The following is a 12,558-nucleotide window of genomic DNA, read 5'->3' as shown; positions in this document are numbered from 1 at the left end:
TTAGGGGACGGGAACGCGCTCAAACAATTGTTTCAGAATCGACTCGGACGTCATGCCTTCCGCTTCGGCTTCATAGGTGGGAATCACACGATGCCGCAGCACATCCAGGCCGATGGACTTGATGTCCTGGGGGACGACGTAGTTGCGTCCTTGAAGGAACGCGCAGGCTTTCGCGGCCAGGGCCAGATAAATCGTCGCCCGGGGCGACGCGCCGTAGTGGATCATTTGGACCAGATCCGGCGCGTAGGTCTTCGGATTCCGCGTGGCCATCACGATGTCGAGCACGTACTCTTTGATTTTGTCATCGAGGTACACCGCGCTGACCGCCGCGCGGGCTTGCAGCAATTGCTCAACACTCATCACGGCATCGACGGCGATCGAGGGGTTCGCGCTCGCCATCTGCTCCATGATGCGTTTTTCCTCCGGCCGGTTGGGATAGCTGATCACGGTCTTGAGCATGAAGCGGTCCACCTGCGCTTCGGGCAGCGGATACGTGCCCTCCTGCTCGATCGGATTCTGGGTGGCCAGCACCATAAATGGCTCCTCCAGCCGAAACGTCTGCTCCCCGATGGTCACCTGCCGCTCTTGCATCGCTTCCAGCAGCGCGCTTTGCACCTTGGCGGGCGCTCGATTGATTTCATCGGCCAGGATGATATTCGCAAAGACCGGGCCTTTCTTGACGGTAAACCCTCCGTCGCGCGGATTGAAAATCAGCGTGCCGATCAGATCAGCCGGCAGCAAATCCGGCGTGAACTGGATGCGCTGGAATTTCACCGAGAGCGTCTGGGCCAGTGTTTTCACGGAGAGCGTCTTGGCCAGCCCCGGGACCCCCTCCAGCAGCACATGGCCGTTGGCTAGCAGCCCCACCAGCAGCCGCTCAATGAGGGTCCGCTGCCCGATGATCACTTTGTTGATTTCGTGCGCCAGCCGCTGCAGCTGGGCCGTCACCTCTTTGCTCTGCTCAGACGGTGCCGCCACTCCCACCGGCATGTGTGTTCCCTCCTTGTTCTTCTGATGGCGTCTTGGCCGCGACAGGACGGTTGGCGCCGTTCATCGTCAGGATCCCTGCGGGGGCGATGAACGTCCAGACGTCGGCGAATCGGCCCCAGTTCATGAGGATGCGGAAGAGCCGCTTGGGATCCTCCTGAGGGCACTGGATCGCCAACTCTTCTAGAATGACATCTTTGGGAATCGTGTGGTCTTCGCTATGCTCCAGCATATCGCGCAGCCGCTTGATGATCGGCAGGGCGAGCAGCTGCTTGCGGACGATCTGCTTGCGCCCCTTTCGCGGGCTCGCCAAGAGGTGGCGGCCAAGCTCGGTCAGCACCAATCGGTCTTGCGGCGTTTCGAGGAACCCCAGCAGCTCCGCCGCCTTCGCCGCCAACAGGATGCGCGTAAACGTCAGGCCGAGCTCCGTGGTCAATCGGAAAAACTCCACGTCGTCTCCGCGGCGCTTGATCGCCTCCAAGAGCCCGACGATTTCTCGGATTTCCACCAGCGGGATCGCCGTCATCGCGCGCAGTTCCGTGACGGCCGTCGTGGTGGGAGCCGCCGCCGGCTGCGGAAGGGTGACAGCCACGCTCTCAGGCATGTACAATCCCGTGATGATGTCGTGAAGGCGCTCCACCAATGCGGCGTACGCGGCTGACCGGGTATCCCGCGGATAGGGCAGCGCGTTCTCGAGCGTGGTTTGAATGCGCCCGGGATTCGCGGACATCACCAAAATGCGATTGGCCATCAACGCCACTTCGTGGATGTCATGGCTCACGAGCAGGATCGACTCCGGATAGCGCTCGCGATCGCGCCAGAGGTTTAAGACCTCATTCCGCAGCGTCTCCGAGGTCAAGGCGTCGGTTTGGCTGAAGGGCTCATCCATGCACAGCAGCTCCGGGCTCACCGCCAGGGCCCGCGCAATCCCGACGCGCTGTTTCATGCCGCCGGAGATTTCCCTCGGGTACGCCTCCTCGAACCCCTCCAGGCCGATGAGGGCGATGACCTCGGCGATGCGTTGCCGGCGCTGCGGGGTTTGGATCCCCCGCGCGATGAGCGCTTGCTCGATATTCTGCGTGACGGTCAGCCACGGATAGAGGGCGAATTGCTGGAAAATCAGGGCGATGTTGGGATGCGGCCCGCGCATCGGTTGATGGCGATACAGCGCCTCGCCCTTGGTGGGGCGAATCAGCCCCGCCGCAATCCGAATGAGCGTGGACTTGCCGCACCCGGAGGGGCCCAGGAGGGCCACGAGCTCCCCGCTGCGCAACGTCAGATGAATGTCGCTCAGCGCCGTCACCGTCTTCCCCGAAGGCAGTTGGTAGCTGTGCTCCACGCCGTCGAGCTGCAGCAGATCCTCAGGCGGCATAGCGCACCTGCGCAAAGCGCTGCAGCGGCCGCCAGCAGAGCCGATTCATCACCACCACAATGACCACCATGGTCACGACACCCGCGGCCAAGACGACAGGCTGCCCGGCTCCGGCGGAGATGGAAATCATCGACCCAAGGCCGTGGGCGACGTGGAGCCGCCGCTCAGCAGAGACATATTCCGCCACAATGCTCGCATTCCACGCTCCGCCGGCCGCGGTGACCCAGCCGGTGATCAGGTAGGGAAACACGGCCGGCCACCACACGATCCACCAGCGCTGCTTCGGCGTGAAGTGGTACGCGGCGGCCGCCTCGCGCAGATCTTCAGGCACGGTGGAGGCCCCGGCAATGATATTGAACAGCAGATACCATTGCGTGCCGAGCAGCATCAAGATCACGGCGGTCAGTTCCATTTCCCACCCGGCGCGATGCAGCAGGATCACCACCAAGGGGTACAGCATGGGCGCTGGGAATGAGGCGGCCATCTGCACGAGGGGTTGAAGCCGCTTGCGCCGGCGGTCGGATTGGCCGATCCAAATCCCGACCGGCACCGTCCAGAGGCTCCCCAACGCTACGGCCCCCATCACGCGCAGCCAGGTGAGCAGCGCCCCGCTAAAAATTTCCTGCCAGGCCGCCAACGGCAGGGCCAACAACAGCTGGGCGAACCGGATCCCGCCGACCACCACCACGCTTGCGCACGCTAATCCGAAGAGGACGCTCGCCACGCGCACCGCGCTCGGCAGCCTGAAGGGGCGCGGTGCCGCCATCGGCGATGGAGCCGGCAACGGTGCCGGCGGCGTCGGCGTCGACAGCTGCTCGCTGATAGGGTGGGTGACGCGCGCGCGCAGCTGCCGCAACAACCAGGAGCGGCGCATCCAGCGCAAGAGCCGTGAGTCTTCATGGGCGGCACTCGCGGTGTCTTCCAGCCGAAACTTCTGCGCCCACACCAAGACCGGGCGCCAGATCAGGAAGTCCACGCACGCAATGATTCCCATCATGGCGCAACTGCCGGCAATGATCGCAGGAACATTGTGCTCGGCGATGGCCACGCTCATGTAGGAGCCTAGGCCGGGGAGCCGAAAGCTGTGCTCGCCCAAGGTGAAGGCTTCGCAGATCATCAGGAAGAACCATCCGCCGGCCATGGACATCATGCTGTTCCAGGACAACCCGACGATGGACGCCGGAAGCTCCAGCCGGCAAAACCGCTGCCACCAGTTGAAGTGATAGACCGCGGCGGCTTCCCGCAGGTCTGACGGAATATTTTTCAGCGAATAATAAAAACTGAAGGTCATATTCCACACCTGCCCTGAAAAAATCATCAAAATCGACACCAGCTCCAACCCCATATTCGTGTCGGGAAATACCGCCATGAACGCGACGACGGCTCCCGGCAAAAATCCCAAGACCGGGATGGATTGCAGGATATCGAGGATGGGAATCATGATGCGCTCCGCCCGAGGCGCATGCGCTGCCGTATAGCCATAGATGAGCGTAAAGAGCAGCGACAGCCCGTAGGCCGCGATCCCGCGGAGAAACGACAGCGCCGCATACCCCGGCAGGGCCCAGGGGCTCAGATTGATGACGACGGCCGACTGCAGCGGGGCCTGCCATTCTCGCGCCATGAGGACCAAGCCGAAGATGACCGCGCAGAGGACGAGGGCCACCGCGCCGTCAATCAGCACCGAGGGCGTTTGCGTGATGGTTGGCCGCGTGATCATCCCGACGATTATAACACTGTGCGCGTCACTGATCAGCGATGGAATGCGGCGGTGCTGTGGAGAGCGCCTCCGTCTCGGAGGGCCGCCCGGCGTGCTGCAGAAATCGCCGATAGCGCTCCAGCGTCGCCAGCGTCTCAGGATGGGTCGGGCCCAGCCGTTTCTCGCAAATCTCCACGGCTTGCCGAAACAGGTTCCTCGCTTCGGAGGCGTTGCCAATCTGGAGCATTGCCACCGCCCGCTCTTCGAATGATGTGGCCATTGCGCCCAATGGGGTGCTTTCGCCTGAGCCCCTCGCCAACGGCAGGCTCCCTCGCGGCGCGCCCAGCGCTGCCGGGTTCGCGGAGGCGCCGGAGGAGGCTGGAGCGTCAATGGTTGGCGCCGGTTCGGCCGCTGCTGGAGCCGAGATGGCCGGCGCATCCAGCCGCTGCAGCAAGAGCGGGGGATGCGAGATGAGCGGTGTCGCCTGCTCCTGTGCCGCCGCGAGTGTTGCGATGCGGCGCCGCATCCATCCGACCTCTTCCTCATCGGCAGGATGGGCGGCGGCCGCGATGGCGAGGGCGCGATCGTAGGTGTCGATCGCGCGCTGCCACGCCTGCTGCCCCACATAGCACTCCGCCAGGACCGCCAGCGTTTTCGCCGTCTGGGGATGGCGCGCGCCGAGGGCTCCCGCGCGGATCATGAGGGCCCGCTCGCACAGCGCCTCGGCCTGCTTCGGCGATCCGGCGAGCAGGTGGTAGCGCGCCAAGAGCAGCAGGACATCGCTGACCTGAGGATGCGTTGGGCCGAGCCGATATTCGAGGATGGCGAGGGCGCGCTGGTAGTAGTGGAGCGTGCGGGAGAGCTGCCTCCGGCCAAGGTGCGCGTTGCCGAGCAGCACGAGCGTTTGCGCGGTTTTCAGATCGGTCGTGCCGAAGGTCGCATCCGCCATCCGCAGGGCGGCTTCAGCGACGGAGGCCGCCTCGAGGTACGCGTGCTGCTGATACAGCGTTTCACCGGCCGCGTAGAGTTCATCCCAGGAAATCTCTCGCGCCGACGCCGCCGCGTTGCCGAGAACCGCCAGTGCGAGCCCCACCACCCACCGCATTGGGGGATTACGGCCCTAATTTGACCTTCTCGATCTTGCCTTCCCACGCCCGCGCCTGCTCCAATTTCTGCTCGCGGCGGAGCAGCGTGGTATACGCATCAATGAGCCCCACCGTCGTCGGATGACGCAGCCCGAGGCGCTGTTCCGCAATCGTCGCCGCCCGCTGGTAGAGCGGCTCGGCCTGCGCATCGCGGCGCTGGGCTTCATACACCTTGGCTAAGGCGGTCAAGCTGGTGATGAGATCCGCATGGTCGGGCCCGAGGGTTTTCTCGCGGATGGCGAGCACCCGGCTGTACAGCGCTTCGGCGGTGGGCCATTGCCCCTGGCGCTTGTGCAATTCGGCCAGGTCGCTTAGGTAGGGCACCAACTCGATGGCCTGGCGTCCGACCATCCGCTCCTTGATTTCCAGCGCTCGCTGGTACCATGATTTCGCTTCGTTCACGTCGCCGGCCCGATAGTGCAGCAGTGCCAGCTCCTTGATCGCTTCCTCCACCAGAGGGTGGGCGGGCCCAAACGCTCGCTCGCGGATCGTCAGCGCGCGCCGCAGCAAGGGCTCCGCGTCGCTGTAGCGCGCCTGCTGCTTCGCGACGAGGGCGAGGCCGATCAATCCGTACGCCACATCCGGATGGCCCGGCCCTTCGGTTTTTTCCCAAATGTCGAGCGCGCGCCGAAAGTGCGTCTCCGCTTCATTGAAGTAGTCGCTGTCATAAAACGCCTTGCCGACGTTGTACAGCGACATCGCCAGGCTGGGATGGTCTTTGCCCAAGATCTTTTGCTTCATCTGCACGGCGCGCTGGCGCAGCGGCTCCGCCATGTCGTCTTCTCCCTGCTGCGTGTACACCGCGGCGAGCGCATCCAGCGATTCCGCAAGATCCGGATGCTCCGCGCCGAGAATTTTTTCCCGCATCGCCACCGCCCGCTGCAAAAAATCCTCCGCCTTGTTCAGGTCATGCTGGGCGGCATAGAAGGTGCCGAGTTGATGGAGGGAGGCGGCCGTGTTGGCGGCTTCGGCGCCAAACGTGGCTTCGGCGATATGCCAGGCGTCTTCCGCCGCCTTGATGGCGTCAGTCAGATGGCCGCGTTGATAGGCCGTTTTCGCCTGCTCAACGGCGTCGCTCCACAGCGACTTTTGATCAGCCGACTCGCTCGGCGCGGCGGCACTCAGCCCCACGGCCACCATGAGGAGAAGTCCTGCGCGTCGTGTCATGACTCCGCGCCGTGTTGCCGCGCCGCGTACCGCGCCGCCCCGAGCAGCGCCACTCGGTCTTCGAGGATCACGCGCACAGGGATCTGCCGCATGAGGGGCGCAAGCCGCCCCTTATCGCAAAACGCCTTCATGAACGCGCCGCCGCGCAACAGCGGCAGAATCGTGGGGGCGATGCCGCCGCCAAGATACACGCCGCCCGTCGCCAGCACTTTCAGCGCGAGATTGCCGGCCTCGGCCCCGTAGATCGACACAAACAGCTCCAGCGCGCGATGACAGAGCGCGCTGCGGCCTGCGAGGGCCGCTTCTGAAATGATCGCGCTGCGATCGCCAAAGGCGAATCGCTCCCGCAGCCACGCGGGCTCCGTCCCTCGGCGCCGCGCGTTCAAAAATTCATAGATCGCCACCTTCCCCGGGCCGGAGACGATCCGCTCGTAACTGACATGGCCGCGATGGCGCCTGGTGAGCGCCTTCAGCAGCTCGATTTCGATCGGCGTGCGCGGGGCAAAATCCGCATGGCCGCCTTCCGAGGGGATGGCGCGATAGCCTCGCCCATCCCACACGAGCGCGGCTTCTCCGAGTCCGGTGCCGGCGGCAATGACCGCCATCGTTCCGCGCGGCTGCGGCCGGCCCGCGTTGAGCGCCGCCACGCTCCTTGAGGGCAACGCCTCAAGACTATAGGCGGTCGCCACCAGATCATTCATCAGCCAGAGGGCGTTGAGCTTAAGCTGCCGACGCAGCGCGCGTTCATCAATATCCCAGGGGAGATTCGTGCCCGAGCAGCGGCCATTGGTCACCGGACCGGCGACGCCGAAGCAAGCCGCGGACGGCCGGCTGCGCTGCCGGGCCAAAAAGTCGCCCACGAGCGCGGCCAGGCTGGCATGCTGGCGCGTGACATACCGCTGTGCGTGACCCAGATGCCACCGCCGCCCTCGCCGCGCCATCAGCGCGAGATGGGTCTTGGTTCCCCCGACGTCCCCCACGACGATCACCATGCCACGAGTATAACAAATTCGCCGGCACTTGACAGCGACCGCAGGTGATGCGCTACAATGCTGCGGGGGATTTGATGAGACACCATCGCGTCGTGGCGAGCCTGCTGCTGGTTGTGTTGGGTGCGGGCCTGTGGCGCGCCTCTCTTGCCGCGGCCGCCACCCAAACGATCCAGGGGGAAGTCGTGGATCCCGCCTCGTATCTGCGAGACGGACAGCGCGGTGTGACGATCGCGGATCAAACCGCCGAGGCCGCCGACAACGGCCAAACCCTGGCCATCTTGGAGACCGGCTCGAACGCGCTGTATCTTTCGCTGGCGGAGCGGCCCGGAGAAGATCCGAATGAATTGCTCTATGAGTACGTCAATCAACTCGTGCAGGTCACCGGGACCGTGTACGAACGCGATGGCGTCAAGGGCATCGTCGTGACCTCCATCGAGCTCGCGCAACAACCTGCCGCGGCGGATCCCTCCCCCCTCGTCCCGCCTGATCTTCTCAAAGACTAATCGTGTTACGCGCGCCACTCCAGCTGCTCGAGGGTCGCTAACCCTCGCCGCATCGGCACCACACTCGCCAGCAGGCTCAGCCCCGCGAACCCGGCACTCGCCAGTACTAGCGTGCCCAGGTGATGGTTGGACCATCCGTTCCACGCCAGCAGCAAGGCGGCGACCACGCCGCTGACATAGCCGAGCATGAGGACGAGGACGAGCGCTCCAGTCGAGGAGGAGATCAAGCGCGCGGCATCCTGCGCTCCGGGATCAATCCACCACGCCCCCAAGCCCACACTCAGGCAGACGAGGGTGAGCGCTGCGGATCCGCCGACCGCCGCCATCCACCATCGAATCGGCATCGCGATCTCTAAGCGGCTCATCGACAGGGCGAGCAACCCCTCGATAATCACCGCGCCGAGCACGCCGTACAACCAGAGTTTGGCCAATAGCAGCCGCCGCATGCCGTTGGGCGCAATGCGCAGCAGCCAGAGACTGCGGCCCTCAAGGCTCATTTGGGGAAAGAGAAAGCGCACGGTCAGCGACCCCAGGACGAGCAAGGTGCACGCGAGATTCAGCGCCGCCACGCCAATCCGCCATGTTGGCTCAACACTCATGTAGGCTAACCGATGGATGTTCGCAAAATAGACGCCGAGCAGGCCAAAAAACACCACGGCTTGGCTCCATTGCAAGGGGTCGCGCAGGACGAGCAGCGCATCCTTGGCGATGGCGGCAGACCATGCATGCCGCATCCACCACCGCATCGCGATCCCGGCGCGCGGGGCTGCCCCGCGAGGATTCGCCCTGGCGGCCATCTCGGGTGCTGCGGCGTAGCGGCGCAGCAGCGGCATGAGGACCACGGCCGCCGCATGATCCAGGAGCCGCCAACACGCGACGGCGGTCGTCCACAGCAACACGGCATAGATCAGCGCACCCGTCCATCGGCCGTTGACGGCCGCATCCAACCCGCGCGCGGCCCAAGCGCTCGGCAGCCATGGGGCGGTCGCCATCTTCATGCGAGGCAGCAGCCCTTGGAGCGCGAGAAACCAGGCATCCTCGCGCTGTGCGGGCACGTGCCGCTCTCCCAAGAGCCAAAACAGCGCGCCGCACGCCAACACGAGTGCCGCGGGGACGGCCTCTCGTCGAATCGCGATCCATCCACACCAGCGCAGCCAGCCGAAAAACAGCAGGGTCGCCACCGCCGTCGCAATCGCCAATAAGGGGATGACCAAGGCGCTCAGCGTCCAGAGGGCCATCCACCAGGGTTGACGCAACACGACCAGATCCGCGGCCAACAGCGGGATGACCAGCATCACCACGGCCCACGCGCTATAGAGGCTGCTTTCCAACCATTTGGCCCGCGAGAGGCTGCGCGCGGACACCGGCAGCGTCATCCACCACTGCGTCTCCGGCGAACGCACCACGGTGGCATACACCCCGGTGCATTGGCTCACGATGAGCAGCAGGAAAATGACGAAGAGAAAGAGGAACCACAGCCGGCTGAGGAGAAAGGGCCCGAGCCCGGCGGTGTCATAGATGAAGCGGATGCCCCGATGCGCGATGAGGAAGAGGCCCGCAACGAGGATCGTCCAGACCGTCGCGATGACGCCAAGCTTCAGCGGCGCATGAAGCAGATCCCGCGCCGCCCGCCGCCACGTCCGAAGACGAACCCACCAAAATAATGCGGCGCCTGATGGCATGTGGCTCCCCGAATGTGCCAGTATTCGACCTTCCTACCGCGAAGAGACCGTCAGTTTCTGCTTCTGTTTTCCGCTGTTGAACTCGACCAGCTTCTCCCAGTTAATATCGCCGTCTGGGGTCGAAAAGTTGTTGAGGAATTCCCGCTCGAATCGATTGACCGCTTTCTTCCATTCGACTTGATATCGTACTCGGTGCTCCTGCGGATAATGTTTCATCAAGCGGATCAGCTTGAGATAGAAGTCGGTATCGCCTGTTAATTCTTCCCAAAACGCCTGGCCGGAACGCTGGCGGTAGTTTTTTGATCCCTTGGGGTCTGTGTTGCGCTTGCCATAGCCATAACCAAGGACTGGCTCAAATGCCTTGTGCAGCTTTCGAAGCCGGTTCTGCAGGCTCTGAAAGTTCTGCCGCTGCCTGCTCCACTGATCGGCATTCCCCCAGTGCGGGCCGGACTTCACCGCATACGCTGTCACTGTGGTGTCGGACTCTTTGATGATGTCAATGCCTTCGCCGCCGCCTACGGCTCCTCCGCTGACGGCTTTTGCAATTGGTTCGAAGAACGCATCGCCGAAGATCGTCTCATCTGAGGAAGAAATGTATGCTTGCAGCAACTCCGCGACGATTTCTGACGCTTGCTGAATGCCCTTCGCCTTGAACAGGTAGGGATTCTTCTTGGTCAGGGCTTCGGTGAGGTTCAGGCCAGTGAGTTTGGCAGTGCGGCGGGAATAAAATTCGTCAAGGTGCTTCTTGATAAGCTCTTCGAGCTTGCGCGCGCCGACTGTGGCCATGCTCAGTGAGCCAGCTTTCCATCACCATTCTTTGCCGGGCGCGCCATCTCGTCCTCAACCCTCTTCCTAGCAATCCTGCAAAACTCCTGGTTAATGTCTATCCCAACAAAATCCCGCTTGTTCTTCACACAGGCCACGGCAGTTGTCCCTGAACCCATGAATGGATCCAAGACCACATCACCCGGCTTTGTCAGCAACTTGATAAACCACTCCGGCAGAGCAACCGGAAATGTGGCGCTGTGACCCTTATTCGCGCATTCGGTCGCCATGTGAAGCACGTTGGTTGGGTACGCTTTCTCTCGCCCCACCCAATTCGCAATGCGTTTCCCGAAGCCACTCAATACTCTCGAATCGTCCCGACGCTTGTCCGTCTCACTCAGGTTACGCAGGCGGCTTATTCTCCAATCCCCCATCGGCACCATCACCGCCTCCTGGAACATCTTGAAGTCCCTTTGAGGCGCAAAATGCAAGCAGCGCTCCCAAGCATCCCGGAAGCGATTCGGCCAATAGCCCGGATAGCAGTTTCTCTTATGCCAGATATATTCTTCAATCCACTTCCAGCCCTGACCGCGCATCTTCTGAATCAACTCAATCACATACGTATGGCGCTCTCCATCGACAACGCGTTCTTTGATATTCAAAATAAACGATCCTTTCGGCTTTAGCACCCGTTCCAACTGTTCAGTAATTGGAAGGAACCACGCAACATATCTCTCCGGAGGGATGCCTTCATAGGTCTTACGCCGATTATCGGCGTATGGCGGAGAGGTCACGATAAGGTCCACGGATGAAGATGGGAGCTTCTTCAGGACCTCAAGGCAGTTTCCGTCGATAATGTGATTACGGTAGGAGTCGTCCAATGCCTTTGAGCGGCTTTCATCAGGAAGCTGGGCCGTCCGAGACGATGCAAATAAATCGCCATTGGTGTGATACTCACCCAAGGAATCTCGAAGAAGCGAGACCGATTCCTCAGGATGATTGGACAGGATCTCTACGATATCTTTCGGGAACTTGCCGGCAGCAATGCGGAATTCTTCCTCGCGCACTCGAAAGAATTTCGCAGCGGTTTTGATGAGTTCATCGGAGGGGTTGACGGAGTTGTTTTCGACTCTGCTGAGGTAGGATCGATCGTAATGCAGTTTCTTTGAGAGATCACGGAGACTGACTTTCTTTGATTTCCTCAGAAGCCGCAGTTTACTTCCAAAGCTCATCTTCCCTCCCATCCCGTGTTTACACGAATTCTATCAGGTTGACAGAAGTTGTCAACCATATTGAAATTGCTGTAGAAAATAGGGTCGGGGTCATGACGAAGACTCCGTAAGGCGGAAAAACACATCCTCAAGGTGGGCGCCGCCGTGCTGGCGCTGCAGCTCCTCAAAGCTGCCGAGGGCGACGATCCGGCCCTCGCGAAGCACGGCAATGCGGTGGGCGAGGTCCTCCACGATGGAGAGCTGATGGGTGGAGAGCAGCACCGCCATGCCGCCGGCGGCGCGATCGATCAGCAGCTGCTTCATCAGCCGCATCGTGCGAGGATCGAGGCCGAAGAACGGCTCATCCAAGACCAGGGCGCGGGGATCGTGCAGCAGGCTGGCGATCAGGACGAGCCGGCTTTTCATGCCGTACGACAGCTGCCCGACCCGGCGATGGACCTGCTCGGCGAGGCCGAAGGTCGCAAGCAACCGATTGGCGCGCTCGCGCATCACCGGCGGATCCAACTGATACATGCCGCCGATAAAGCCGAGCGTTTCGGCCACCGTCAACTGATCATACAGGAAGGGCTGATCCGGCAAAAACGCCAGCAGCCGCTTAGCCTCTTGGTGTTGGCGCAGCACATGATGGCCGCCGAGCCACGCATCGCCGCGCGTCGGCGTGAGCAGCCCTGCGAGCAGTTTCAGCGCCGTGGTCTTGCCGGCTCCATTCGGGCCGACGAGTGCCACGATTTCTCCGGGGGCCACCGTCAGCGTCATCTCGGTCAGCGCTTCAAGGTTTCCGTACCGCTTCGTCAGCCCAACGGCCTGGATCATCCCACCCCCTCTGTTGGCGCTGTGCGTAGCACAGCGCGGCCAACCTCGGGTTGGCAGCGATGCGTCAACGACGCATCGCAAACACGAGGGGGTGATAGCATGAAAACGCTGGGTCGCTTGAACGCTGTCATACTGGCACCAACCGACAGGAGGTGCCGCGATGACATCCATCGCAGTGAACACGGTGATCGGGATGGACATTGG

General features: G+C 62.5%; 11 protein-coding genes. 1 reads left to right on the top strand and 10 read right to left on the bottom strand.

From position 1 onward, the window contains the following. The 6 genes from HY737_08465 to glk are packed head-to-tail and all read right to left on the bottom strand — an operon-like array spanning window position 1 to window position 7,356. Window positions 1-990: a MoxR family ATPase gene (locus tag HY737_08465; GenBank protein MBI4598416.1), complete on the bottom strand. Its 990-nt coding sequence runs from the start codon at window positions 988-990 to the stop codon at window positions 1-3. Then, window positions 962-2,359, bottom strand: coding sequence for an ATP-binding cassette domain-containing protein (locus tag HY737_08460; GenBank protein MBI4598415.1), 1,398 nt, complete (start codon window positions 2,357-2,359; stop codon window positions 962-964). The genes HY737_08465 and HY737_08460 overlap by 29 nt, the downstream gene beginning before the upstream one ends. Continuing rightward, window positions 2,349-4,076: an ABC transporter permease subunit gene (locus HY737_08455; GenBank protein ID MBI4598414.1), complete on the bottom strand. Its 1,728-nt coding sequence runs from the start codon at window positions 4,074-4,076 to the stop codon at window positions 2,349-2,351. The genes HY737_08460 and HY737_08455 overlap by 11 nt, the downstream gene beginning before the upstream one ends. Window positions 4,077-4,101: 25 nt before the next feature. Beyond that, the gene (locus HY737_08450) at window positions 4,102-5,160 is read right to left on the bottom strand and encodes a tetratricopeptide repeat protein (protein ID MBI4598413.1); all 1,059 of its coding nucleotides are present in this window, start codon (window positions 5,158-5,160) and stop codon (window positions 4,102-4,104) included. 7 nt (window positions 5,161-5,167) lie between these two features. Next, the gene (locus tag HY737_08445; protein MBI4598412.1) at window positions 5,168-6,367 is read right to left on the bottom strand and encodes a tetratricopeptide repeat protein; all 1,200 of its coding nucleotides are present in this window, start codon (window positions 6,365-6,367) and stop codon (window positions 5,168-5,170) included. Continuing rightward, on the bottom strand, window positions 6,364-7,356 hold the full coding sequence (glk, locus tag HY737_08440) for a glucokinase (GenBank protein ID MBI4598411.1): 993 nt from the start codon (window positions 7,354-7,356) through the stop codon (window positions 6,364-6,366). Before glk ends, HY737_08445 begins: the two co-directional genes overlap by 4 nt. 77 nt (window positions 7,357-7,433) lie before the next feature. Between glk and HY737_08435 the strand changes: the two genes are divergently transcribed. Next, window positions 7,434-7,862, top strand: coding sequence for a hypothetical protein (locus tag HY737_08435; protein MBI4598410.1), 429 nt, complete (start codon window positions 7,434-7,436; stop codon window positions 7,860-7,862). A gap of 5 nt (window positions 7,863-7,867) precedes the next feature. On the opposite strand, the gene HY737_08430 is transcribed toward HY737_08435, so the two are convergent. The 4 genes from HY737_08430 to HY737_08415 form a co-directional block, all read right to left on the bottom strand. Continuing rightward, a complete protein-coding gene (locus tag HY737_08430; protein ID MBI4598409.1) occupies window positions 7,868-9,544 on the bottom strand; it encodes a hypothetical protein in 1,677 nt (558 codons plus the stop codon). A 33-nt stretch (window positions 9,545-9,577) separates the two neighbouring features. Further along, window positions 9,578-10,330, bottom strand: coding sequence for a cytoplasmic protein (locus tag HY737_08425; GenBank protein ID MBI4598408.1), 753 nt, complete (start codon window positions 10,328-10,330; stop codon window positions 9,578-9,580). Window positions 10,331-10,332: 2 nt separating this feature from the next. Then, entirely contained in the window at window positions 10,333-11,553 is a 1,221-nt protein-coding gene (locus HY737_08420) for a helix-turn-helix domain-containing protein (protein MBI4598407.1), read from the bottom strand. A 78-nt stretch (window positions 11,554-11,631) separates the two neighbouring features. Continuing rightward, window positions 11,632-12,354: an ABC transporter ATP-binding protein gene (locus tag HY737_08415; protein ID MBI4598406.1), complete on the bottom strand. Its 723-nt coding sequence runs from the start codon at window positions 12,352-12,354 to the stop codon at window positions 11,632-11,634. Window positions 12,355-12,558: the final 204 nt, after the last annotated feature.

The organism is Candidatus Omnitrophota bacterium, assembly GCA_016209275.1.
GTDB lineage: Bacteria > Omnitrophota > Gorgyraeia > Aquiviventales > Aquiviventaceae > JACQWM01.
The sequence above is the reverse complement of the archived record's forward strand: the minus strand, read 5'-3'. Positions and strand labels throughout refer to the sequence as shown.